21 protein-coding genes and 1 tRNA gene are annotated in these 23,273 nt (G+C 69.3%); 13 read left to right on the top strand and 9 right to left on the bottom strand.

From position 1 onward, the window contains the following. The first annotated feature begins 42 nt into the window (after positions 1–42). The 11 genes from XM48_RS16370 to XM48_RS16320 all read left to right on the top strand — a co-directional run bounded on the left by XM48_RS16370 (position 43) and on the right by XM48_RS16320 (position 10,310). Positions 43–624, top strand: a complete 582-nt coding sequence (locus tag XM48_RS16370) for a hypothetical protein (RefSeq protein WP_046456892.1) — start codon at positions 43–45, stop codon at positions 622–624. 91 nt (positions 625–715) lie between these two features. Next, complete coding sequence (locus XM48_RS16365) at positions 716–1,066, top strand: hypothetical protein (RefSeq protein ID WP_046456891.1); 351 nt, start codon at positions 716–718, stop codon at positions 1,064–1,066. Then, complete coding sequence (locus XM48_RS16360) at positions 1,012–1,443, top strand: hypothetical protein (protein ID WP_156175102.1); 432 nt, start codon at positions 1,012–1,014, stop codon at positions 1,441–1,443. Before XM48_RS16365 ends, XM48_RS16360 begins: the two co-directional genes overlap by 55 nt. 21 nt (positions 1,444–1,464) lie before the next feature. Then, on the top strand, positions 1,465–4,908 hold the full coding sequence (locus tag XM48_RS16355) for a phage tail tape measure protein (protein WP_046456889.1): 3,444 nt from the start codon (positions 1,465–1,467) through the stop codon (positions 4,906–4,908). Positions 4,909–4,910: 2 nt separating this feature from the next. Next, positions 4,911–6,701 (top strand): hypothetical protein, encoded by a 1,791-nt coding sequence (locus XM48_RS16350; RefSeq protein ID WP_046456888.1) that lies wholly within the window; start codon positions 4,911–4,913, stop codon positions 6,699–6,701. Between the two features lie 5 nt (positions 6,702–6,706). Next, positions 6,707–7,753: a hypothetical protein gene (locus tag XM48_RS16345; RefSeq protein WP_084821255.1), complete on the top strand. Its 1,047-nt coding sequence runs from the start codon at positions 6,707–6,709 to the stop codon at positions 7,751–7,753. After that, positions 7,750–8,424, top strand: coding sequence for a hypothetical protein (locus tag XM48_RS17190; protein ID WP_052961587.1), 675 nt, complete (start codon positions 7,750–7,752; stop codon positions 8,422–8,424). The genes XM48_RS16345 and XM48_RS17190 overlap by 4 nt, the downstream gene beginning before the upstream one ends. Further along, entirely contained in the window at positions 8,421–8,687 is a 267-nt protein-coding gene (locus XM48_RS16335) for a hypothetical protein (RefSeq protein WP_046456886.1), read from the top strand. Before XM48_RS17190 ends, XM48_RS16335 begins: the two co-directional genes overlap by 4 nt. Beyond that, on the top strand, positions 8,687–9,544 hold the full coding sequence (locus tag XM48_RS17185) for a M23 family metallopeptidase (RefSeq protein WP_052961586.1): 858 nt from the start codon (positions 8,687–8,689) through the stop codon (positions 9,542–9,544). Before XM48_RS16335 ends, XM48_RS17185 begins: the two co-directional genes overlap by 1 nt. Continuing rightward, on the top strand, positions 9,541–9,978 hold the full coding sequence (locus XM48_RS16325) for a DUF2746 domain-containing protein (protein ID WP_046456885.1): 438 nt from the start codon (positions 9,541–9,543) through the stop codon (positions 9,976–9,978). Before XM48_RS17185 ends, XM48_RS16325 begins: the two co-directional genes overlap by 4 nt. Further along, entirely contained in the window at positions 9,975–10,310 is a 336-nt protein-coding gene (locus XM48_RS16320; RefSeq protein ID WP_046456884.1) for a hypothetical protein, read from the top strand. Before XM48_RS16325 ends, XM48_RS16320 begins: the two co-directional genes overlap by 4 nt. A 170-nt stretch (positions 10,311–10,480) precedes the next feature. Here the strand turns inward: XM48_RS16320 and XM48_RS16315 are convergent. The 4 genes from XM48_RS16315 to XM48_RS16300 all read right to left on the bottom strand — a co-directional run bounded on the left by XM48_RS16315 (position 10,481) and on the right by XM48_RS16300 (position 13,803). Further along, positions 10,481–10,553, bottom strand: a tRNA-Arg gene (locus XM48_RS16315). Positions 10,554–10,657: 104 nt separating this feature from the next. Continuing rightward, positions 10,658–11,398 carry a hypothetical protein gene (locus XM48_RS17180; RefSeq protein ID WP_052961585.1) on the bottom strand — a complete coding sequence of 247 codons (741 nt, stop codon included), beginning with the start codon at positions 11,396–11,398 and terminating at the stop codon, positions 10,658–10,660. A gap of 270 nt (positions 11,399–11,668) precedes the next feature. Continuing rightward, positions 11,669–13,018 carry an NADP-specific glutamate dehydrogenase gene (gene gdhA / locus XM48_RS16305; protein WP_046456883.1) on the bottom strand — a complete coding sequence of 450 codons (1,350 nt, stop codon included), beginning with the start codon at positions 13,016–13,018 and terminating at the stop codon, positions 11,669–11,671. A gap of 74 nt (positions 13,019–13,092) precedes the next feature. Further along, on the bottom strand, positions 13,093–13,803 hold the full coding sequence (locus tag XM48_RS16300) for a metal-dependent transcriptional regulator (protein WP_046456882.1): 711 nt from the start codon (positions 13,801–13,803) through the stop codon (positions 13,093–13,095). Positions 13,804–13,910: 107 nt separating this feature from the next. On the opposite strand from XM48_RS16300, the gene serC reads away from it, so the two are divergent. Continuing rightward, positions 13,911–15,029 (top strand): phosphoserine transaminase, encoded by a 1,119-nt coding sequence (gene serC, locus XM48_RS16295; RefSeq protein WP_046456881.1) that lies wholly within the window; start codon positions 13,911–13,913, stop codon positions 15,027–15,029. 86 nt (positions 15,030–15,115) lie between these two features. Here serC and XM48_RS16290 read toward each other — a convergent pair whose 3' ends face one another. The 5 genes from XM48_RS16290 to XM48_RS16265 all read right to left on the bottom strand — a co-directional run bounded on the left by XM48_RS16290 (position 15,116) and on the right by XM48_RS16265 (position 22,822). Further along, the gene (locus XM48_RS16290; RefSeq protein WP_084821246.1) at positions 15,116–16,150 is read right to left on the bottom strand and encodes a class C sortase; all 1,035 of its coding nucleotides are present in this window, start codon (positions 16,148–16,150) and stop codon (positions 15,116–15,118) included. Positions 16,151–16,226: 76 nt separating this feature from the next. Then, on the bottom strand, positions 16,227–17,690 hold the full coding sequence (locus XM48_RS16285) for a SpaH/EbpB family LPXTG-anchored major pilin (RefSeq protein ID WP_046456880.1): 1,464 nt from the start codon (positions 17,688–17,690) through the stop codon (positions 16,227–16,229). 104 nt (positions 17,691–17,794) lie between these two features. Continuing rightward, positions 17,795–21,310 (bottom strand): SpaA isopeptide-forming pilin-related protein, encoded by a 3,516-nt coding sequence (locus XM48_RS16280; protein WP_156175100.1) that lies wholly within the window; start codon positions 21,308–21,310, stop codon positions 17,795–17,797. Between the two features lie 305 nt (positions 21,311–21,615). Next, entirely contained in the window at positions 21,616–22,449 is an 834-nt protein-coding gene (locus tag XM48_RS16270; RefSeq protein ID WP_084821245.1) for a DUF3027 domain-containing protein, read from the bottom strand. After that, on the bottom strand, positions 22,442–22,822 hold the full coding sequence (locus tag XM48_RS16265; RefSeq protein WP_046456879.1) for a cold-shock protein: 381 nt from the start codon (positions 22,820–22,822) through the stop codon (positions 22,442–22,444). The genes XM48_RS16270 and XM48_RS16265 overlap by 8 nt, the downstream gene beginning before the upstream one ends. 179 nt (positions 22,823–23,001) lie before the next feature. Between XM48_RS16265 and XM48_RS16260 the strand changes: the two genes are divergently transcribed. After that, positions 23,002–23,268 (top strand): hypothetical protein, encoded by a 267-nt coding sequence (locus tag XM48_RS16260; protein ID WP_052961582.1) that lies wholly within the window; start codon positions 23,002–23,004, stop codon positions 23,266–23,268. Positions 23,269–23,273 lie beyond the last annotated feature (5 nt).

Raw genomic sequence — 23,273 nt, 5'->3', positions numbered from 1 at the left:
CGCCGGGCGTTTTCCATTCCTGCCTGAAAGGGGCACCCCGCTATGAGCGTGGAATCCAAGAACGTGTTCGTCGGCGCGCCTGATCAGAAGGTCACCGGCGCGATCCTGAGCGGACCCGAGACCGACATCATCCCGGAGACGATCGACGACTTCATCTTCACCGCCCTCAAGGACTCGGGCTACGTCAACGAGGACGGCGTCGTCATCACGCCGTCGGAGTCGACCGAGTCGATCAAGGACTGGTCCCTCAAGACCATCCGCAAGGTGCTGACCGAGTTCGAGAGCACCCTCGCGTGGACGCACCTCGAGCTGTCGCGTGGCTCCCTCGAAACCTACATGGGCGAGGACAACGTCGAGGTGACCCCGGCGACCGCGGCCAAGGGCACGCTCACGCGCGCCGCGATCGCGGGCGAAGAGCGCCCGACGAAGGCGTGGTACTTCAAGATCAAGGACGGCGCCCGCCGCGCCCTGGTCTTCGTCCCGCACGGCCAGGTGACCGAGCGCGGCGAGATCCCGCTCACCGCATCCGGCGCCGTCACTCTGCCGGTCACGCTGTCGACCTACCCCGACGCGGCCGGCAAGAACATCTACATCTACACGGACGACGGCGTCGTCTCGGCGTAGCGCAGACCAGAGCGCCCGGACGACTGGGGAACCCGTCCGGGCGCTCTGCTATCCCCATCGGTTCCCCGACCCCAGACCAGGAGGTTCCCCCGTGGTATTCGAAGTCCCGGCGTCCAAGGCGTCGATCAAGCAGAACCAGTTCCAGTTCAAGCTGCCCGACAGCAAGAAGACCTACACCCTGCCGAAGATGCAGTACATCAGCTCCGACATTCGCGAGCGGATGCAGCGCACCTCGGTCACGCTCAAGGCAGCGATCGACGCGGGCGTCGAGCCGGACCCAGCCGACGCGCTCGAAGCGTCCAAGATCCAGCGCGAGCTGTTCGAGCGGTACGCGCCCGGCCTGTATGAGCTCGTGACCGACGACCAGATCCGTGCGATCCAGGAGGCGTGGCAGGAGGCGTCCTCCATCGAGCTGGGGGAATCCTCGCCCTCTGCCGACTGATCGACCGGCACGGCAACGCGATCGAGTACGACCTGCTCATGGCGGGTCGATCGCTCGACGATCTCGGCTACTCGCTGTCGTGGCGCGACCTGCAGGTGCTCGTCAAGCGATGGCAGCGCACGCCGGGCACAGCGACGTGCGAGTCGGTTCAGGGCGTCGAACACTGGACGGTCACCGAGCAGCTGCTCGCGACCGCCATCGACGCCCTGAACACCGGCAACTGGCAGCGGGGCCAGAACAGGAACAGCCCGAAGCCGAAGCGGATCCCGCGCCCGTGGGAGCAGTCGCAGAACCAGCGCCTCGGCTCGGACCCGATCCCACTCCACCAGTTCAACGACTGGTGGGACAAGAACGCGAAGCCCCGGCCCGGCCGGTAGAGCAGGAAGGGGCGTCCCGCCATGTCTTCGACCACCGGAGTGGAGCTCCTGACCGCGTGGGTGCGCCTCGTGCCCACCTTCGAGAACGTGACGCAGAACGTCGTGACCGCGTTCGCGCCCGCCGCGAAGGAAGCCGAGAAGTCGGGCGACAAGGCCGGCAAGGGGTGGAGCAACAAGGCGAAGGCGGCGATGGCCGGAGGTGCCGTCGCCGCCGGCGCTGTCGCCGCGTTCAAGGGCCTGTACGACGTCGGCGCGATCTTCGACGACGTCACCGACACCATCCGCACCGGCACCGGCGCGCAGGGTGCCGCACTGGACGGCCTCGTGGACGTCGCGAAGAACGTCGGCACCCGCGTGCCCGCCGAGTTCGAGAAGATCGGCCCCACCGTCGCCGACCTCAACACCCGACTCGGCCTGTCCGGGAAGACGCTCGAGACCGTCGCGTCGCAGTACCTCGAGGCCGGGCGCATCCTCGGCGAGGACGTCGACATCAACAAGACGTCGGCCGCGTTCTCGGCGTTCAAGATCAAGGGCGACGACGTCTCCGGCGCGATGGACACCCTGTTCCAGGTGTCGCAGGCGACCGGCGTCGGCATGAACGATCTCGCGTCAGGCGTGCAGACCGCGGCGCCCGCGCTGCAGAACCTCGGCTTCGGCTTCGAGGACTCCATCGCTCTGATGGGCTCGCTCGACAAGGCCGGCCTCAACTCCACGCAGGTGCTCGGCTCCATGTCGAAGGGCCTCGTCGCGCTCGCGAAGAACGGCGAGCAGCCGGAGGCCGCGTTCAAGCGCGTCGTCGGCGAGCTGCAGAACTTCGTGAAGACCGGCGACACCGCCGGCGCCCTGAACCTCGCCGGGAAGGTGTTCGGCACGAAGGGCGCGAGCCAGTTCGTCGGCGCCCTGCAGTCGGGCGCGCTGAACATGACCGACCTCATGGCGGCCACCGGCGCGACCGGCGACACGATCCTCGGCGTCGGCGAAGAAACGATGGACTTCGCCGAGCGTTGGCAGGTCACCATGAATCAGGCGATGGTCGCGATCGAGCCGCTCGCGTCCGCAGTGTTCGCGGCGGTCGGCGACGGCATGAAGGCCGTCATGCCGTTCCTCAAGGACATGGGCGCGTGGGTGAAGGAGAACCCGTCCGCGATCGGGATCCTCGCCGGCGTCATCGGCGTGACCCTCGTGGCCGCGTTCGCGACCTGGACGGCGTCCATCTGGGCGTCGACCGGCGCGCTCGTCGCGAACACCGCGAAGATGGTCGGCCAGAAGGCCGCCGCGCTCGCGAACGCGGCGGGCCTGCGCCAGTGGGTGAGCATCGCGGGAACCCAGATCGCGACGGGCGTCAAGTCCGCGGCGACGTGGGTCGCGGGCACCGCGGCGATGGTCGGCCAGAAGGCCGCCCTCATCGCGTCGACCGTCGCGACGAAGGCCGCCGCCGGCGCGCAGCGCCTCTTCAACCTCGTGATGAACGCGAACCCGATCATGCTCGTGGTGACCGCGGTCGGCACGCTCGTGTCGGGCCTCATCTACTTCTTCACGCAGACCGAGACCGGCAAGAAGATGTGGGAGGACTTCACCCGGTTCCTCGGCGAGGCGTGGACGAACATCGTCTCGTTCGCTCAGGACACCTGGACGAACCTCGGCAACTTCTTCTCCGACCTCTGGGCCAACATTCAGGGCATCTTCCAGGGCGTCGTCGATTGGGTCGTCGACCTCTTCATGAACTGGACGATCTACGGCCTGATCATCCAGAACTGGGGCGCTATCCAGCAGTTCTTCTCCGATCTCTGGGCGAACATCACCGGCTTCTTCCAGGCCGCGATCGACTGGGTCGTCGACCTGTTCATGAACTGGACCGTCTACGGGCTCATCATTCAGAACTGGGACGCGATCTCGCAGTTCTTCGTCGACCTGTGGAACAACATCGTGGGGTTCTTCAAGGGCGCCCTCGACTGGATCGTGAACCTCTTCCTGAACTGGACCGTGTTCGGCTTCATCATCAAGAACTGGACCGCGATCCAGCAGTTCTTCGTGAACCTGTGGAACGGCATCGTTTCGACCGTGCGCGGCGCGATCGGGTGGGTGCAGTCCGTGATCGCCGGCGGAATCCAGATCGTGAAGTCCTCGTGGGAGTCGGTGTGGGGGTCGATCTCGTCGTTCTTCGGCGGCATCTGGACGAAGATCAAGGGCACCCTCGACGTCATGATCGGCTTCGTCACGAAGCAGCCGAAGGCCGCGTTCGAGGCCGCCCGCGATGCCATCGGGAAGGCGTGGGCGGGCATCCAGGATTTGGCCAAGGCACCCGTAAAATTTGTGGTCGAAACCGTCATAAATGGCCTGATCAGCGCGGTTAATGGCTTCGGTTTGAATATCCCCAAGGTGAAGCTTCCGAAGGGCTTCGCGCACGGCGGCATCCTGCAGGGCTACGACGCCGTGAAGCGCGACACCGTCATGATGCCGCTGCGCAAGGGCGAGGGTGTGCTCGTGCCGGAGGCCGTGCGCGGGCTCGGCGCCGACTTCATCCACGCGATGAACGCGGCCGGGAACACCGGCGGGCCGAGTGCCGTGCGCGCGCAGATCGCCGCGCTCGGCAGTGGGCTCGCTCGCGGCGGCCTGGTCGATCCGCTGCCGAAGGGCTCATGGAATCAGTCGCAGCCGTGGGGGCCGTCGCACAACGGTCTCGATATGGCGGCGCCGTCTGGCACGAAGGTGTTCGCGGCGTCCAGCGGCATCGTGCAGCTCGCCGGAGCCGTCCCGATGGGCGGCAACGAGATTTACCTCCAAGGTGTCAACGGGATCGGCACCCGTTACTCGCACCTGAGTCGCTTCGCCGCGAGGGCAGGGCAGCGCGTGCGCCAGGGGCAGGTGATCGGCTACGTCGGCTCGACCGGCATGTCGACCGGCCCGCACCTGCACTACATGGTTCACAACCCTGGTCTCGGCCCGAACTCGTACTACCCGAACACCAACCCTGCCGCCTATCTCGGCGTGCAGGGGAAGGATCTCGGCGTCGGCGCGGGCCTGTTCGACGGGCTCATCGACGGCGCCGTCGGGCAGATCAAGAAGGCATTCCCTGGGGGCGGCATCTTCGTCGACCTCGCTGGCGGCATGGCGAAGCAGGCGATGAAGGGGCTCACCTCGGTGTTCACGTCGATGTTCGGCTCGGACACTGGTTCGACCGGCGGCCGCCCGATGCTCTACGACAACGGCGGCTTCCTCCCGCCTGGGTTGAGCATCGTCGGCAACAAGACGGGGAAGCCGGAGCCCGTGTTCACTGCCGCGCAGTGGGACACGCTGCAGGCGTCCGTGCAGGCGCCGTCGTCGTCTGGCCTCGGGGAGAGGATCGCGCTCGTCGACGCCGATGGTTCGATCATCGCGCGTCTCAAGGTCGTTGCGGCCGACACCGTGAACAACTCAATCGGGGCTGCCTCGGGTAGCCGACTGACAGCTCGAATGGGAGTGTAATCATGGCGAAACCGGCAGCACCGGTTCTGTCCTCGGTGACGGTGAACACGGACACGAGAGCGGTCCTCATCTGGACGCGACCGGCCAACTACAACCGCATCGAGATCGAGCGCGCGCCGGCGCTCGCTGGCCCGTGGACGCTCGTCGCTTCCATCCGGCAGGCAGGGATCACGACAGCGACTGATCAGACGATCGTCAAGGACAGCGTCTACTTCTATCGGGTGCGCGGAGTGAACATCTTCCTGCCGCCGGATGACCAGGCCTCGGACTGGTCGAACATCGTCGGGCCCCGGTACACCACGCCGGGGCCCGCCGTCATCGGCGAGCCGAAGTGGACCGCGACGGGCAACATCTCGATCCCGTTCACCCCGCCCGCAGCGGCTGTGAGCATGGACGTGCTCGACAACGGCACGGTCGTCGCGACTTCGGTGCCTGTCACGTCGCCATACACCTATGTGGGGCCGTCGCAGGCTGCGGGGCACAGCCTGTCCCTACGGACCAAGAACCCCACCGGGCAGACGCTCTACGGGCCGCAAGGCGTTGGCGCGGTCGCGCCGCCGCTCATGCCGTTCGACATGGTGCCGATCACCGGCTATGTGGCCGACGACGCGCCGGTTCGGTTCTCCTGGCGGCACAACTCGTCCGACACCTCACCGCAGATCGCGGCAGAGGTGCAGTACCGGCTCTCGTCCTCGCCCACGTGGATCACAGTCTCGGTGGGGCAGAACGAGTTCGTCGACGTCGACCTGCCGGTCGGTGGCTACGTGTGGCGGGTCCGCACCCGAGGCCTGCACGCGACGTTCTCCTCGTGGTCACTCATCCGCTCGTTCGACGTGATCACGCGCCCCACCGTCAACCTCGTGACCCCCTCGGGCCCGGTGTGGACGCTGCCCGCGCTGCCCGTGGAATGGGTCCTCACGCAGGCGCAGGGTCTCCCGCAGCACGAATGGGCGGTGGAGCTTCACGACGCGGCCGGCGTCCCGATCGAGTTCCGTGGGGACCGCACGGGCGAGACCGTGTGCCAGCTTGCGAACCGCTTCGCCGACGGCACCTCGTGGGCGCTCCGCGTCCGCGCAGCGACCGGCGGGGTCTGGTCACCCTGGGTCGAGATTGCCTTCACCGTCGACTATGTCGAGCCCGCACTACCCGTTCTCACGGCTGTCTGGAACGACGACGACGGATGCATGGAGATCGCGGTCTCGGCGGGCACGGGCGCCGGGTTGCCGGCCACCGATCATATGGACGTCGAACGCTCGGACGACGGGGGCGCGACCTGGCTCCCCATCATTTCGGGCAGCCATGGCGGGTCCGTGATCGACCGCGAGTCACCGTCAGGCAGCATCGAGGTGCTGTACCGGGCGACAGCGTTCAGCGATATCGGCGCGGCCGCGGTCACCATCGTGGGAGTCGTTCCGGGGTCGCAGGCGGTCTGGCTGGCGGGCGGGCCGTCGTTCACTGTGGTGGCACGTCTCCCGTTCAGCCCCGAGATTGAGATCGAGGCGGGCCGCGAGCGCGATGCGCTCGTCACCGATGACAGCGAGCTCCCGACACCCTTCGCGGGCGAGTGGCTGTCGCGCACCGTCGACGCTTCGGGGGCGGTGCTCGATCGCGCGCCTGACAACGCGACCGTGGCGAAGCTCGTCGCGCTCGCGCAGGCGCCGGAACCGCTGCACTTCTACCGCGATCCCGACGGGCGCTGCATCTACGGCATCCTCTCCGCGGTCCGCATGCCGCGCAAGGCGGGCGGCCTGTGGCAGTACGGATGGAAGCTCGAAGAGACGAAGCGGGGGTGACGGCGATGGCTGACCTGCACGGGCCACGCGCGCCGCGATGGCGCTACACGCTCCTCAACCGCGACGATCAGCCGCTCCGCAAGCTCATCGGTGTGACCGGTGGCGGGGTCGACGTCGACGCGACTACGCGACTCCGGGCCGCGGGCAACCTCACCATCGAGGAAATGGGGCAGGAGATCGACTGGCTGTCGCACCGGGTGCGGATCTCCTACGATCCCGGCATCCCCGGCGTCTCCGAGTGGCCGGTCGCGACGATGCTGCTCTCCTCGCCGAAGGAGAGCTACCGCGGGAAGCGGCTCGTCTACGACGTCGGCCTCCTCGGGAAGCTCGCGATCATCGACGAGACGAGTGTGAAGGGCACCTACTCGGTGCCCGCCGGCGCCGTAGTCATCGACCGTGTGCTCGAGCTCATCAACGACTGCGGCGAGCGCCGCTACTCGGTCTCTCCGTCAACGGCGGTGACGCGCTCGGCGATGGTGTGGAAGCCGGGGACGTCGTATCTGACGATCATCAACGACCTGCTCTCCTCGATCGGGTACTGGTCGCTGTGGTGCGACGGGGCCGGGGTGTTCCGCATCGAGCCCTACGTCGACCCCGGCGACCGGTTGAGCGCGTTCGACTTCGCGGCCGGCGCGCGTGCCGTGCATTCGCCCGACTGGGACCGAGATCAGGATCTCTCGTCGATCCCGAACATCGCGATCGTCGTCAGTCAGGGCGATGGCGAGCAGCCCGCGATCGTCGGCACTGCCTGGAACCTGGACCCGCGCGACCCGTTCTCGATCCCGAACCGGGGGCGCGAGATCCCGGTGATCGACGAGGGTGCCGAGGTTGATTCGCAGGCGACGGCCGACCTTCTCGCCGCGCGGCTGCTGCGCGACGCCCGCTCGGCGGTGGCTCATCTGTCTGTGCAGCACTTCGTCGTTCCGCTGAACCCGAACGATGTCGTGAGTTTCGCGCCGTCGGGCGCAGCCGCGCGCCGTGCTTCTGTCCAGGCGATGCGCTACACCTTCACGTTCAACGGGTGGGTTGAGGCGGAGTGGAGGGAGCTGTGAACCTCGATGCTCTGCTGCGTGTGGTCGAGAAGCTTGCGGCGAAGGTCGCCGACATGGTCGGGCTGCGCTGGGGGCTGGTGACGCAGGCCGTCCCGCTGCGTGTGCAGCTCGACGTAGATACGGCGCCGCTCGATGGCACGCCTTCGTCGCTCGTGAGCGGCCTCGCCGTCGGTGATCGCGTGCTCGTTGCGATGCAGAGTCGCCGGGCGACCGTGCTCGGTCGGGCCGGCGGAGAGCTGCGCCTTCCGGACCCGCAGAGCGTGAAGCTCTCCGCGGGGGCGAGCATCACGGCCGCGGTCGGTGTCTGGCAGGACGTGCCCGGACTCGCGAAGATCACCGTCGTCAACCCGACAACGAAGCGGCTCATCTGCCGCGTCGACTTCGGCGCGACTGGCAACGCGAGCGCCGGGTATGCCCGCGTCGGTGTCGCCTGCTCGGGCGCGACCGTCGTCGACGCCGACCAGTTCAGCAACGGCATCGCGGGCGGTGGTGGCCCGCACGCCCCGTTCGCGAACGGGGCGAACTCGAACATCGTCGGCTGGAAACTCGTGACCCTCGAGCCCGGCACGACGGTGTTCACGCTGCGCTCGATGCGCGACCAGACCGGCACCCATTCGACCAACTACCCCGGCTTCACCGTCACACCGATCAGCTTCAAGGGGGCATCATGACCTATCGGACACAGGCGATCCTCGCGCAGGACTTCGACCTGCAGCAGCGCGTGCAGGCGTGCGCCGCGACGCAGGGTGTCGGCGCGGTTCCGGACTGGGCCGCGGAGCACATGTGGAGCCTCTCGGCGTCGCCCGGCTGGGACGACGCCTACGCCTCCGCGCTCGAGGCGGGGGTCGAAGCGCCCGGCGACTCGGAGGCGGTCATCACCGACGCGATGATCCTGGCCGCCGTGCAGCTCCTCGCCACCGCCGGTGGTGCATGATGGCGGACCTCTACTATCCGCTCGATCCGGCGCTCGTTACCGAGTGGCCGGGCCCGCGCGACGGCGGGAGCTGGTGGCACTACGGCACCGACTTCGGCGTCCCGGTGGACACCGCGCTGCGCGCCTGCTTCGACGGCGAGATCGTGTTCGCTGGCGGCGACGGCGCGGCCGGCGTCATGAACGGCGTCCGCGCGAACGGCGAGGGCCTCACCGTCGATATCCGCCGCGACGACGGCCTGATCGCCCGCTACGGGCACATGAACCGCATCGACGTGCGAGTCGGCCAGCGGGTGAAGGCTGGCGGCTACATCGGCCTCTCGGGCAACACCGGGTACACGCTCGGTCCGCACTGTCACTGGGAACTCCGTTGGGACCGCGCATGGTCCGGCGGCGCGTGGGTCGACCCGCGCCCGCTCAAGCCCGGGCGACTCCGGAGCCCAGCCACCTCAAAGAAGGAGGATGCCGTGAAGGCGTTTCACTACGAGCACCGTGAGGTGCGCCCGATCGCGCCCAAGCAGCGCCTCTACCTCTGCGATACGCGCGGCAAGAAGCGGGACCTCGTCGCGGCCGCCGGCCCGACAGTCCTCAGCGCCCACGTCTACGGCGAGAAATTCGCACCGGGCGACGTAATCGAGATCCGGTACGAGGTCGTGCGGGACGGCAAGAGCTCCCCGCACTACCTTGACCGCGTCATCGCCGACAAGTACGGACTCATCCAGGCCACGCGCACCTTCCAGCGCTCGGTCGCGGCCGACGACGTCGTCAACCTCTCGGTGTACGCCTCGCAGGGCAACAAGGGCGGCCTCGCCCGGATCACCTTGCTCGACTCCGACGCCTACACCTTCGCCGCAGCATGACCGAGGGCGTGTGGATCGCGATCATCGGCGTGCTTGGCGTCATCTCGACGGCGGCGTCGGGCGTCGTGATCGCGATCCTTACGCGCCAGCACAGCACCGTGAAGCGCGTCGACGAGCAGGTCACGAACAGCCACGGCACCAACTTCCGGCACGACCTCGACGTCGTCCGCGACGAAGGTCGTGTCGTCGGGGCAGCCGTCGACCGAATCGAGCGCGCGGTCGCGTCGATCATCGGCGACGTGCGCGGTATCCGCCGCGACGTCGGCCGCCTCGACGATCGCGACGTAGAGCGCGGCCGCGAGATGCGCGCGCTCGCGCAGCGCTTCGAGAAGCACCTCGACGACGCCGAGGAGGCCGTCGAGCGCATCGACGAGCACGACACCAAGCTCGACCATCTCGAGCACACCCTCGATCCTCGAAAGGACACCCCATGACGACGAATCCCCCGGAGACGGTACGCGACGTGCTCGTCGCGCTCGTGCGCACGGTCGTGCCGACCGCTGTCGGCTACCTGCTGTCGCTGATCGCGCTCGCCGGACTGAACCTGACCGAGCAGACCGCGAATCTGCTCACGCTGCTGCTCACGACCGTGCTCACGGCGGTGTACTACGCCGCCGTGCGGTGGCTGTCGACGCGGTGGGCATGGTTCGGGTGGCTGCTCGGCTATCCGACGAATCCCACCTATACGCCAGAGCCCGGCACGCGCCGAGCCCGCCGTCTCGCAGCGAAGCGCTCCCCGCTCTCGCCTCGCTCGCCGCCCGCGTGATCTTCCCATCAGCGCCCCCGCTGCTCAGCCTCTCGGCTGGGCGGCGGGGGCGCTTTCGTCGTTTCGGCGAAACGAGTGTGGGCAGAACGTGGGCAGGGCCCGCTCAGCAGAAGCCAGAAGACCCCCGACTCCCTAGTTTTTTCTAGGCGAGTCGGGGGTCGTTCTCCGAGTGCCCCAGAGAGGAATCGAACCTCCGACACCTTCTTTAGGAGAGAAGTGCTCTATCCACTGAGCTACTGAGGCGGAGCTTCCATGTTATCCGGTTGCGCGCCGGCGACGCGACGCGGGAAACGCGTGAGGGGCGCGGCCGATGGCCGCGCCCCTCACGTCGAAGGTTCTGGATCCGCTTACGGGATGCGGATGATGACCGCGTAGTTGCCCGGGTTCGAGTCCACGTCGGTCTCGACCGTCTGGTTGCCCCCGAAGCCGCCGTGCACCGCACGGTGGTTGACGCCGTCGCCGGTGTAGATGGCGACGTGGCCGCCGCGCATCATGATGTCGCCGAACTTGACCGCGTCGGGCGAGACCTGGGTGCCGAAGCGGCCGAAGTCCATGGGGCCGAGGTCGTAACCGCCCTGGTCGCGACGCTCGAACATGCCGATCGCGGCGAGAGCGTTCTGCACGAGGTCGGTGCAGTCCTGGTTGACACCGATCTGGGCACGAGCCGCGGCGACGAGGCCGGCAGCGCCCTTACCCGCGGGGATGTCGGGAAGCTTCGGGGCCTCGGTCTGCGTGTTGCCCGACTCGACGGTCGCGGTCGTCGCGTCGTCGGCCTTCTTGGCGGGGACGACGGGCTTCGGGGCCGGGGCGAGCTCGGTGCTCGGTGCCTCGGTCTGCAGGGCGCCCTCGGCGTCGGCCGTGGTCAGCACCTGGTTCACCTGGATCGCGGCGGGGGCGCGGTAGCCCTCGGTCTGGATGTCAGTCGCGTACGCAGGCAGAGCGAACACGCTGACCATTCCCGCGCTGACGACGCCTGCGCCGAGCATGCGCACGAGGCGCCTGCGCGCCGGACGAGCGGGGCGTGCAGCGGGTGCTGCGATCGCCACGTCGGTGCCGGGGGTCTGAGCTGAGCCGGGGTGCTGAGTCACGAGTGGTGTCTGCCTTACGTAATCGTTCTCTTGCGAGGTACGGCCCGTCTGGACCAAAATCTCGACCAGCCTAACCCAAGATCACGGAATTGTCACGCTGAGCTGCGATCCGACTGAACATGGCGAAAGAATGGCGTGATTCCGCGGGGATTCGAGAGCGCGAGCTCGCAGCAGTATCTCGATATCGAGATACTTCGGACCCGAAAAGCTCCACTTCCGGGCAGCGGAAACCACCCCTGACCAGTGATTGACCGTGGTGCTCGCGATCCCTCAGACCACGCCCTGGTCGAGCATCGCGCGAGCCACGGTCGCGAACGCCGCCGTGTTGGCACCGAGCACGTAGTCGCCGGGCCGCCCGTACCGCGCCGAGGCATCGTAGGACGCGTCGTGCACATCGCGCATGATGGCGTGCAGCCGCTCCTCGCTGGTCTCGAAGCCCCACCGTTCCCGTGCCGCGTTCTGGCTCATCTCGAGCGCGGAGGTCGCGACGCCTCCGGCGTTCGCCGCTTTGCCGGGCGCGAAGAGCACGCCGGCCTGCTGGAACAGCGCGACCGCTCCCGGCGTGGTCGGCATGTTCGCACCTTCGGCCACCGCGCGCACCCCGTTCGCGACGAGGGTGCGCGCCTCGTTCTCGTCGAGTTCGTTCTGCGTCGCGCAGGGGAATGCGAGTTCGACCGGGACATCCCACACCGATCCACCGGCGACGAATCGCGCACCCGGCCGCCGCTCGGCGTAGACCGAGATGCGCTCGCGCTCGACCTCCTTGATCTGCTTGAGCAGCGCGATGTCGATGCCGGCCTCGTCGACGACATAGCCCGAGGAGTCCGATGCGGTGATGGCCGTGCCGCCGAGCTGCCCGATCTTCTCGATCGCGTAGATGGCGACGTTGCCCGATCCCGATACCGCCGCCCGGCGACCCCCGATGCCCTGGCCCGCACGGTGCAGCATCTCCTGGGCGAAGAAGACCGCGCCGTACCCGGTCGCCTCGGTGCGCACCTCCGCGCCGCCCCATCCGATGCCCTTGCCCGTGAGCACGCCCGATTCGTGGCGCCCGGTGAGCCGGCGGTACTGGCCGAAGAGGTATCCGATCTCGCGCCCGCCGACACCGATGTCGCCCGCGGGGACGTCGGTGTGCTCGCCGATGTGGCGCACGAGCTCCGTCATGAAGCTCTGGCAGAAGCGCATCACCTCCGCGTCGCTCCTCCCCCGCGGGTCGAAGTCGGATCCGCCCTTGCCGCCGCCGATGCGTTGCCGAGTGAGCGCGTTCTTGAAGATCTGCTCGAACCCCAGGAACTTGACGACCGAGAGGTTCACGCTCGGGTGGAACCGCAGTCCTCCCTTGTAGGGGCCGAGCGCGGAGTTGAACTGCACGCGGAATCCCCGATTCACCTGGACCCGGTTGCGGTCGTCGAGCCACGGGACGCGGAACACGATCTGCCGCTCCGGCTCCACCATGCGTTCGAGCACTCCGCCCTCGATGAACTCGGGGTGGTCGGCGAGGACGGGCACGAGGGACTCGAGCACCTCGTGCACCGCCTGCAGGAACTCGGGCTCGTGCGGGTTGCGCGCCTCGACGGTCTCGGCGATGCGGCGCAGGTGGGCCTCGGGGGAAACGGGCATGGGGCTCCTCGCGGGGTCACGTCTTCGTGTACAGGGGCAGGCCGCTCGGCCCGCAGCGGGTTCGACCCGCGGGCTCAGAAGGTGCGCGACACGTAGATGTGCGCGGCGACCTCGGGCGAGAGCTCGATCGGGTCGATCGGGTCGCCCTCCGCGGTGACCTCGAACCGCAGGAAGCCGGAGACCCGGCTGACGCGGACCGGCGTACCCGGCCGGATGCCGCCCCGGCCGAGGGTGCGCAGCAGCTCGGGATCGGTCTGCACCGGTTCCGCCAGTCGGCGCACCCGGGTCTGCACGCCGGGGTCCCCGTCGATGATCGGCAGGTCCACCGACGACACGACGCCCGACTGGAAGGGCGCGGTCGCCATCGAGCCGAGCTCGTCGAGGCCCGGGATGGGGTTGCCGTAGGGCGACTCGGTGGGGTGGTGCAGGATGTCGAGCAGCTTGCGCTCGACCTGCTCGCTCATGACGTGCTCCCAGCGGCAGGCCTCCTCGTGCACGTACTCCCACTCGAGTCCGATCACGTCGGCCAGCAGCCGTTCGGCGAGCCGGTGCTTGCGCATCACGTGCACGGCCTTGGTGCGGCCGTCGGCCGTCAGCTCGAGATGCCGGTCGCCCGAGACGACGACCAGGCCGTCGCGCTCCATGCGGCCGACCGTCTGGGACACCGTCGGACCGGAGTGGCCGAGCCGTTCCGAGATCCGTGCGCGCAGGGGGACGATGCCCTCCTCCTCCAGTTCGAGGATCGTGCGCAGATACATCTCGGTCGTGTCAATGAGATCGGCCATCGGCATTCCTCCTCGTCGCTCGCGACCTCCAGCCTATGACATGAGCGCGGTGCAATGCGGCGTCTCCGACGCCTCGGGCCGTGTCCGTGCGCGGATAGAATCGCGTCATGGCCGACATCACGATCCCCGTTTCGCTCCTGCCCGCCGATGGTCGCTTCGGTTGCGGCCCTTCGAAGGTCCGCACCGAACAGCTCGACTTCCTCGCCACCCTGCAGCCCGGGGTGCTCGGCACCTCGCACCGCCAGGCGCCCGTGAAGAACCTGGTCGGCAGCGTGCGCGCCGGCCTCGCGGAACTGTTCCGCGCGCCCGAGGGGTACGAGATCCTGCTCGCCAACGGCGGAGCGACCACGTTCTGGGATTCGGCCGTCCACTCGCTCATCGAGCAGCGCAGCCAGCACCTCGCCTTCGGCGAGTTCGGTGCGAAGTTCGCCAAGGCGGCCCAGGCCGCACCGTTCCTCCAGGATCCCGACGTGCGCACCGCGGATGCCGGCTCGCGCGCGCAGGCCGAGGCCGTCGAGGGCATCGACGTCTACGCGTACCCCCACAACGAGACCTCCACCGGCGTGATGGCCGAGGTGAAGCGCGTGCACGGCGACGCCGGCGCGCTGACCGTCGTGGACGCCACGAGCGGCGCGGGCGGCCTCGACTTCGACGCGAGCGAGACCGATGTCTACTACTTCTCGCCGCAGAAGAACTTCGCCTCCGACGGCGGCATCTGGTTCGCCCTCGTCTCGCCGGCCGCGATCGAGCGGATCGAGCGGGTCACCGCCTCGGGCCGCTACATCCCCGAGACGCTGAACCTGGCGGGCGCGATCGAGAACTCGCGCAAGGACCAGACCCTCAACACCCCCGCGCTCTCGACGCTGGCGCTGATGGACGAGCAGGTGCGCTGGATCAACGCCAACGGCGGCCTCGCATGGGCTGCTGCCCGCACCGCCGAGTCCGCAGCCGTGCTCTACGACTGGGCCGAGCGCACCTCGGTCGCGACCCCGTTCGTCGCGGACCCCGCGCACCGCTCGAACGTCGTCGTCACGATCGACTTCGAGGATTCGGTGGACGCGTCCGCGATCTCGGCCGCGCTCCGCGCGAACGGCATCGTCGACACCGAGCCGTACCGCAAGCTGGGCCGCAACCAGCTGCGCGTCGCGACCTTCACCGCGATCGAGCCCGACGACGTGCGCGCGCTCACCGCGAGCATCGACTACGTGCTCGAGCGCCTGGGCTGAACCCGGCGGGCGGGTGCCGGACTCGCAGGGGGACCACGAGCCCGGCACCGGCGGAATCCGGTCGGTGGGAGCGGCGAGGGAAGGCCTCACCGCTCCGACGCACGACTCCTTCCGCCGACCGAGGTGCGCGAGCGAACGAGCTCGGCATTCGCGCGATCCTCGGGGCCATCGCCTTCCGCCAGGGGTTGGACGTGCGATGGTCGTCTTCCGTGTCCTCCGCGGAGGACGCCCCACAGATAGCCGCCGATGACCGTGAGCCCGAGCAGCAGCCCGGCCGCCCACCAGGGGAAGCCCGGCACATCGGGCCGCGCACCGGCGCGAGCCAGGTCAGCAACGGGGGTCGGGGAGATCCGCTCCCCCGTCACCAGGATCCGCTGGGTGTTGATCCCGAGCGGCGTGCAGGTGACGAGCGTCACGAGGTCCTTCCCGTAGACCGGCGCCAGGGTCCGGGTCTCGCTCGGGTCGACGACCCGGGTATCGAACACCCGGTACGAGAGGACTTCGCCGAACACTTCGATGGTGAACGTGTCTCCGGCCTTCAGCCGGTCGAGGTTCGTGAAGAGTTCGGAGCTCGCGAGGCCCCGATGCGCGGTCAGCACGGAGTGCTGGGACTCGCCGCCGACGGGAAGCGACGTTCCCTCGAGATGCCCGACGCCTCGCGCGAGCGTGTCGTCCGAAGTCCCGTGGTAGATCGGCAGGTCCACCGCGATCGCCGGGATCCGCAGCCGACCCATCGCACCGTCGGCATCCGCACGGAGCAGGTCCGAGTAGGGGTCCGTTCCGCCCTCGACCCCGGTTCCGGTGGGGACGTTCGTGTTCGGCGCGAGCAGCGCTCCGCCCACGAGCGCCGAGTTGTACGCGCGCGCCCGCTGCAGCTCACCGTCGAGCGCGTTCCGCGGCGTCCCCTCGGAGGAGCCGCTCAGCTGCTGGATCACCTGGGACTCGGTGTACTGGGACCACCAGGCGGCCGTGCTCGGATAGAGCAGCACCAACAGCCCGACCAGTCCGATGAGCCCCGCGACGAGCGCACCCCACGGGCTCCTGCGGCGAGCGCGGTCGATCCCGTGGGACGCGGGGGTACCCGAGGCGGGGTCGGGCGCGACTCGGGTGTCGGTGATCATCGCGTCCTCCTCCGCTCGTGGGGTTCGTGCGGGCCCGGTGCGGGACCGAAGTCCCGCACCGGGCCTCTCCGGGGTGCTACTCGGCCGCCGAGCGGCGGCGTCGGGCGAGCACGATGGCCCCTCCGGCAGCCGCGAGGATCAGCGCGGCTCCGCCGCCCAGGAACATCGCCGTTCCGGTCGAGCCGGTGAGCGGCAGGTTCGGGCCGTTCTGCTGCGCGTTCTGCACCTGCACCGGGACCACGCTCGCCGCGTCGCCCGCGGTGACGGTCACCTGGGTCCAGGCCGCATCCCCCGCGGGGAGCGCGTACCCGGCCGGTGCCTGGGTCTCGTGCACCCAGTAACTGCGGGTCAGCGTGCCCCCGTTGCCGACCCAGAGTCCGGCGACCGAGATCCTGCCCTGCCCGTCGGTGTTGAGCACTCCGCCCACCTGCGGGCCGCCCTTGGTCTCGTGCAGGGTGAACTGCGCGCCGGCCAGGGTCTTGCTCGTGTCGGCGGCCGAGACCTTGATGATCTGGAGCGGACCCCAGTTGGTCTGCGGAGTGCCGGTCTGACGGACCGAGTCGTTGACGTTCACGAACGCGGTGTTGGTGATCTTGCCGTCGCCCAGGGAGTCGACGGTGGTGGCGAGGTCGACGCCGACCGCGGTCTTCCCCGCGAGCTTGCCGAGGCCGGTGGCGGTGAAGGTGATCACCACGTTCGGTCCGGAAGCCGCCGGGAGCGTCGTCGGGCTCAGGGTGTAATCGGTGCCTGCGACGAGCGGAGCACCGTCGAGGGTGAGCACGGCTCCCGTGAGCGTGAGCCTGGGGTCGAGCTGGTCCGTCACGACGAACTTGCGGTAGGTGTCACCCGCAGCGAGTTCGGGGATGGGTGCGGTGATGGTCCAGTGCACGGTCGATCCGAGCACGGGGGCGTTCGGATCGCTCACGGTCTTCTCGGGCGTCGTGGTGTTCAGCTTGTTCTTCGGGTAGACGTTCACCGTGTAGAGCCAGGTGCTGTCGGTGCTGCTGGGGTAGGGCACCGAGACCAGGAACGGCTGCCCCGGCGAGACGACCGGGTTGGGGCCCGGGGAGGTCTCGGTGACGAGGTAGAGGCCGTAGGGCAGGTTCGGGATCGTCGCGGAGCCGTCGGGGAGCGTGGTCGCCGTGGTCTGCGCCAACACGTCGAAGCCGTCGGTGTGGCCCTGCACGCGCGGCAGCGTCGCCTGCGTCGCGAGGTCCCAACCTGCGGCGGTGGTGAGGTCGATCGGGGTGCCGCCCGAGGTGACGCGCTGCACGCTGAACACGACACCGCCGAGTCCGCTGCCGAGCGCGGTGACCTGGGCGGGATCGCTGATCGCCCGCCCGTTGCCCGCGGTGGACGGGTTGCCCGCGTGCTTGTGGATGACCAACGTTCCCGTGGTGCCCGTGATGTTCGCGGGGCTCGGTTCGTCGGCGGCCTGCGCTGCCGCGCCACCGGCCGCCGCGCCGAGAACGGCGAGTGCGACCGCGAGCGCGGCGACGAATGGGCGCCGTGCGCGCCGCCCCCAGCTCTGTTGACTCATGGTGGTGTTCCTCTCCTCGCGGCGGTGTTCGAGTCGCCGGTGGTCTTCTGCTGATCTCGGGGAGCGGCGGGCCGGGAGCTCGCCGCTCGGTTCGGCTGCGGTGGTCATGCGTCCGCCTCCTGCCTGCGGGTCCTGCGCCAGACGAGCGCCGCGACGATCGCGGCGATCGCCGCCGTCCCGCCGCCCGCGATCATGAACGCATCGGTGCTCGATCCGCCCGAGAGCGGGAGCGCCACTCCCGGTTGCGGATCGTTCGCGATGGCGCCCCGGTCGATGACCGTGCCGGCGTTGGACGCGTTCACCGCGAAGGCGAAGGTCGCCCCGCCGATGTACCCGGGAGGGGCCGTCGTCTCGGTCGCCGTGTAGCTGCCCCAGGCGAGCCCGGTGAGGGCGAAGCGGCCCGCAGCGGGGTCGGTGTCTGCACCGGTGCACGGGGAACCGGTGCAGTCGGTCACCGTGACCGCCGCGGTCGAGGGGGCGGGGCCGACGATCCGCCAGACGGAACCGGCGAGCAGCTCAGTAGTCCCCTTCGCGACTTTGCTCCACTTCACCGCGCCGGGCAGGTCGGAGTTCGTGACGGTGCAGGTGACCTGCGCGCCGCGCCCCACGTGGACGATGCCCAGGACCGCGGGGACCGGATTTCCGCCGCTCACGCAGCTCCAGGCGCCGGCCTGGTATCCGCTCGGCCCGCCGCTCTCGCTCAGGGTGTAGTCGCCGGGTGCGACGGTTCCGGTCGCGCCCGTGGTTCCGGTCACGCTGCTCGCGCCGGGGCCCGTTCCGATGCCCGAGAGCGTCCAGTCGGCGGCGGATCCGGTGCCTCCGTGCGTGTTCGAGACCAGCTTCACCAGGGTGAGGCGACTCGTGCAGGTCACCTCGTTGGTCAATTCGAAGGTGTTCGCGCCGCTCGCGAGCGTCGCCTGGTACGGCAGCGTCGCGGAGACGCCGGTGCCGTTCGCCTGAGTCACGCGCTGCGAGGTGATGATGCAGCCGGGCAGCTTCGCGGGGTCGACGGAGGCGTTCTCCCCGAGGGTCACGGACGCGCCCTGCTGGAGCCCGCTGCGCGGGACGCCCCACCCCTGGTTCATCGGAGCGGGATCCCCGCCGGCCTGCAGCGTCAGCTGGCCCGAGAGCCCGGCCGGGAGCGTCTGCTCGTCCCCCGGGAGGTGGAAGGTCTGGCTCCCACCGCCGGCATCCTTCAGGATCCAGGTCTTGGTCGCGCTGACCGTCGCCGCCGGGTTCGGGGCTCGGTTGTAGACGATGCAGTTGACGCTCTGCCCGCTCGGTGCGTCGATGCGGAAGCCGTTCGTCGGGTCCTGCTTCGGCACGACCGCGGTGTTCGTCGTCAGGTTGGTGCAGACCGCGTTGTGCCCGCCGACGGGGACCAGCGTGTAGCCGGGCTGCTGCGTCTCGGTGAAGGTCACCCCGCCCGTCGACACCCCGGCGCCGAAGCTCAGCGGGAAGGCCACCGTTCCCGTGCCGTCCGCGATGGTCGTGCGATCGGCCGGGCTCGGCAGCGTCACACCGGTATCGGCCGCGCTCGCGTCGAACCGCCAGCCCGCCGGTGCCGGCGTCGCGCCGGCGATGGATCCGGGGGCCGCCGTTCCGGGGACGATCATCTTGGTGACGGTGACGTTGCTCGCGCAGGCGCCGAGCGCGAGCTGACGCAGCGTGCTCCCGACCGACGCGTAGTCGGTGGTCTGGTAGTAGTCGGACCCCTTGGTCGGACCCGAGATGGCTCGCAGGTTGAGCGCGGTGTTCGTGCCGTTGGCGCCGGCTCCCACGCCGAAAGCGATGACGCGCGAACCGCTGGCCTTCAGCGCGTTCGCCGAGAAGATCCCGTTCTCGGTCTCAACGAAGCGGTTGGTCGTTCCGCCCTGCCCCGTGTTGGGGCCGAACGCGGTCGGGTTCCCGTCGGTGATCACCACGGTCACCGCGAACCGGTTCCCAGGGGTGTTCGCCGAGGCGACGGACGCGAGTCCGCGATCCCAGTTGGTGCCGCCGGCGGCGCTCCAACCCGAGTACCGGGCCTTGAAGGCGTCGGCCTGGGCCTGCGTGGCGACCGGGGTGAGCGTCGGGTAGTTCTGCGTCGCCCCGCTCGCCGGGGAGTCCCACGAGAAGGAGAACAGCGACATCCGCGACTGGGTCCCGACCAGAGCGTTGACGAAGGTGTTCGCGGCCGCCTTCAGGTCGCCCTCGGAGTCGGCGACCGAGCCCGAGAGGTCGAGGACGAGCGCGATATCGGTGCCGCAGGTCTGCAGCGCCGCCGGGTTGACCCGCGACTGCTGCCAGATCCCGCCCGAAGCGGTGCTCAGCGAATCGGAGGTGGAGTACATGAACGACGAGGTCGAGGAGTAGGTCGTCCCCGACCGCAGCAGGGTGCCGGTGCGGAAGACGTAGTTCTCGGCAATGCCGTCGCCGCTCGGTCCTCCGGTGCGCAGCTGCGGATTCGCGTACCAGCCGGAGGGCACGGACTGCTGCACGACCCAGTACCGCTGGTCGCGGTTCGCGCCGCCGACCTCGGTATTCGGAACGTTGAAGACGCAGTCGCCGTTCGCGTCGGAGACGCATCGGGCCCATCCGGTACCCGACCCGGCGACGCCGTCCGGCCGGGTCCCGCTCGGCGACCCGGTGCCCGTGTTGAGCACGAGGGCGACACCCGCGAGCCCGGTGACTCCGCTGACACCGGTGCGATCGGCGCCGACCTTGACCGTGATCACGGCGGGCAGGATCGCGTCGTTGAGGAAGGTTCCGAAGTCGTAGGTCTGACCGACCCAGGCGGTCGTCGCCGGGGTCGCCGAGTTGTTGCTCACCGCCGGGATCAGCCGCCAGGTCTGATCGAACCCGGTCGAATAGCCGGCCGGGGCCGCGATCTGCTGCACGCGGTATCGGGCGGTGGCCCGCACCGTCTGCTCGCCGCCCGTGGTGCGCAGCCCCTTCACGACGAACTCGCCGGGATCGGGATCGAGGTCGAGTCCCGAGTATCCGGGCTGTCCGGTGTTGTCGACTACGGAGACCGCCGCACCCGTCCATCCGTTGGTGTTCCCATCGTTGGAGGTGCCCGTGCGCGGACCCTGGATCGAGAACGTCGCCCCGCCGACGAGCGCGCTGCTCTGGCCGTCCTTCAGGTTCCAGTACACGTAGGGCGGGGCGACCCCTGGCCCGTCGGGGCCGAGCGCCGCCGGCGCCATCTCTGAGCGGGCTGCGGATGCCTTGGCGGTCGGGACCGCGGGCGTGCTCGGCGTTGGGGTCGTGCTCGGCGTCGGGGTCGGCGTCGGGGTCGCGGGATCGCTGCTCGGGTCAGCGCCGGAGCCACCGGATCCGGGCGTCGCGGGCGTCCCGCTCGTGGGCTCCGGCGGCGCGGAGGTCGGGGCCGGCGTTGCGGTCGGTGCCGGCGTTGCGGTCGGCGTCGAAGTCGGGCTCGGCGATGTGCTCGGTGCCTCGGCGGATGCGTCCGACGCCTGCTCAGTCGGTGCGGATGTCTCCTCGGCCTGGGCGGGTGACGAGGACGCGATCAGGAGCGGCCCTGCTCCGAGGAGCAGCAGCATTGCAGCGGCGGCGAGACCCGCGATCCGCCGCAGTCCGCGGCCGCCGGCCGTGTTCGGTCCCCGTTGAGCATGCATCGTCCGCCCCCTTCGGCAGAAGGGCGGTGTGCTCCGCATGCAGTTCTTCCCCCTGCAGTGCAAACGCCCCTGGTTGCTGTCGCGTTGAACCTAGTGACGCGGGGGCGGGCGGAGCATCCGTGCAAATTACGTATTTCTGCAGCAGTGCTGGTCAGCGGGAAGTTCCGGATGCGGACCGTGCGCGCTCGACGCCCCGGGAGGCGTCTCGGACACGACCGGGATCCGATCGCACGACGACGAGGGAGGGGAAAACAGAGGAGGCCGGCACCCTTCCGGGTGCCGGCCTCGAGCAGCGTCAGCCGCGGTCACTCCTCGTCGTCGGAGCCGTCCGCGATGCCCGTCAGCGTCTCGATGTCGTGATCCGAGTCGTCGTCGAGGTGGTCGAACTCGTCGTCCTCGTCGTCGTCCAGGTCGTCATCGTCGAAGCCGGCGTCGTCCTCGTCGTCCGAGTCCTCGTCGTCCTCGTCGGATTCGAGGTCGACGCCGTCGATCTCGTCGTCGAAATCGCTGAAGTCGTTCTCCATCGGATCCTGCTCGGGATCCAGCTCGTCCTCCTCGGCCAGTTCCTCCGCCGCGTCCTCGGCGGCTGCGGCCTCGTCGGCGGCCTGCTTCGCCTGGGTCTCGCGGTACTGCGCGAGGCGATCGGACCAGGGCACCCACTCGGGGGCGACCACCGCTCCCGCACCGGGAAGGAGCTCGACCTCGAGCACGTTGATCTCGGAGGTCTCGTCGACGCGGGCCAGCGTCGCGGTCCAGTGCCACCCCGGGTAGCCCGCCAGGCGGCACTCGAAGAACAGGGAGAGCACGTGCTCGCCGTGGACCTCGTGCCCCTCGTCCGCACCGATCGTCTTCGGGTCGGTGATCTCGGCGAGCGCTTCGCGCGCGCGGTCGCGCGCGGCGAGCAGCACCGGATCGGGCTCGATGGGCGCCTCCGGCACCTCGGTCACCGGTGCGGGGTCCGCGGCAGGCTCGGTGTCAACGGCAGGCTCGTCGTCCGACGCGGGCTCAGCATCGACCGCAGGCGCGGCCGGTTCGACCGCGGCCTCCGGGTCGGTGGCCGGCGCTTCGACGGTCTCGGAGCGCTCTCCGGTCTCGACGGCCTCGACCGATTCCTCGGTCGTCGGGTCCAGGTCAGACATCGAAGTCCTCCGCAACCTTCTTCAGCATGGTGGCGATCTGGCGCGACTGGGCCCGCTCGGGGTACTGCCCCTGTTTGAGACGCCCGCCGACCGCGTCGAGCAGCTTGACGAGATCCTCGATGATGACCGACATCTCGTCGGCCGACTTGCGGTTGCCCCGACGGGCGAGACGGGGAGTGTCGATCACGCGGACGGACAGCGCGGCCGGGCCGCGGCGCCCGTCGGCGATCCCGTATTCGAGTCGGGTGCCCGCGGCGATGTCGGCGCCGTCCGGGATCACCGACGCGTGCAGGTAGACCTGCTGCCCGTCGTCGCCCTGGATGAAGCCGAAGCCCTTCTCCTCGTCGTAGAACCTGACCTTGCCGCTCGGCATGTGTCGTCCCTCTTCTCTCGGCGGCTCTCGGCCACCGGCACGTGTTCCGATCGCGCCGGTCGCGGCGCCGTATCGTGCCCTCCAGTCTAGGCCGTGGCGCCGACCGTCGCCGGGAGCATCCGCATCCCGCTCGGGGTAGGGGCGGGCGTCGTGCTCCGGTCCGGGGTATTCTGGTGAGGATGTCCGCAGATGCCACCCAGCCCACTCGCCTCGAGCGCGTTCTCGCATACTCCTCGTTGTCGCTCATCGCGCTCGCGGTGGTGTCCTACCTCACGACCCTCATCATCGGGCTCGTCGACCGCTTCGCCCTGGCCCACGGCTTCTTCGTGTTCGTCGCCTGGGTCGCCTACGTGGGCCTGCCCGTCGGCTTCGTCCTCCTCATGGTCCTGCTGATCGTCAGCATGCGCCGCCGCAGCGCGGCGCAGCGACGGGGCGACGGGAAGTAGCCGCA

Source organism: Leucobacter sp. Ag1, assembly GCF_000980875.1.
In the GTDB taxonomy this organism is placed as follows: domain Bacteria; phylum Actinomycetota; class Actinomycetes; order Actinomycetales; family Microbacteriaceae; genus Leucobacter; species Leucobacter iarius.
This window is presented reverse-complemented; position numbering and strand designations above follow the sequence as displayed.

Excerpts from the sequence above, each read along its gene's own strand:
- XM48_RS16370 (WP_046456892.1), top strand. The coding sequence starts at position 43 with ATGAGCGTGGAATCCAAGAACGTGTTCGTCGGCGCGCCTGATCAGAAG.
- XM48_RS16355 (WP_046456889.1), top strand. The coding sequence starts at position 1,465 with ATGTCTTCGACCACCGGAGTGGAGCTCCTGACCGCGTGGGTGCGCCTC.
- XM48_RS16350 (WP_046456888.1), top strand. The coding sequence starts at position 4,911 with ATGGCGAAACCGGCAGCACCGGTTCTGTCCTCGGTGACGGTGAACACG.
- XM48_RS16345 (WP_084821255.1), top strand. The coding sequence starts at position 6,707 with ATGGCTGACCTGCACGGGCCACGCGCGCCGCGATGGCGCTACACGCTC.
- XM48_RS16335 (WP_046456886.1), top strand. The coding sequence starts at position 8,421 with ATGACCTATCGGACACAGGCGATCCTCGCGCAGGACTTCGACCTGCAG.
- XM48_RS17185 (WP_052961586.1), top strand. The coding sequence starts at position 8,687 with ATGGCGGACCTCTACTATCCGCTCGATCCGGCGCTCGTTACCGAGTGG.
- XM48_RS16325 (WP_046456885.1), top strand. The coding sequence starts at position 9,541 with ATGACCGAGGGCGTGTGGATCGCGATCATCGGCGTGCTTGGCGTCATC.
- XM48_RS16320 (WP_046456884.1), top strand. The coding sequence starts at position 9,975 with ATGACGACGAATCCCCCGGAGACGGTACGCGACGTGCTCGTCGCGCTC.
- gdhA (WP_046456883.1), bottom strand. The coding sequence starts at position 13,018 with ATGCCCGTTTCCCCCGAGGCCCACCTGCGCCGCATCGCCGAGACCGTC.
- XM48_RS16300 (WP_046456882.1), bottom strand. The coding sequence starts at position 13,803 with ATGGCCGATCTCATTGACACGACCGAGATGTATCTGCGCACGATCCTC.
- serC (WP_046456881.1), top strand. The coding sequence starts at position 13,911 with ATGGCCGACATCACGATCCCCGTTTCGCTCCTGCCCGCCGATGGTCGC.
- XM48_RS16290 (WP_084821246.1), bottom strand. The coding sequence starts at position 16,150 with ATGATCACCGACACCCGAGTCGCGCCCGACCCCGCCTCGGGTACCCCC.
- XM48_RS16285 (WP_046456880.1), bottom strand. The coding sequence starts at position 17,690 with ATGAGTCAACAGAGCTGGGGGCGGCGCGCACGGCGCCCATTCGTCGCC.
- XM48_RS16280 (WP_156175100.1), bottom strand. The coding sequence starts at position 21,310 with ATGCATGCTCAACGGGGACCGAACACGGCCGGCGGCCGCGGACTGCGG.
- XM48_RS16270 (WP_084821245.1), bottom strand. The coding sequence starts at position 22,449 with ATGTCTGACCTGGACCCGACGACCGAGGAATCGGTCGAGGCCGTCGAG.
- XM48_RS16265 (WP_046456879.1), bottom strand. The coding sequence starts at position 22,822 with ATGCCGAGCGGCAAGGTCAGGTTCTACGACGAGGAGAAGGGCTTCGGC.
- XM48_RS16260 (WP_052961582.1), top strand. The coding sequence starts at position 23,002 with ATGTCCGCAGATGCCACCCAGCCCACTCGCCTCGAGCGCGTTCTCGCA.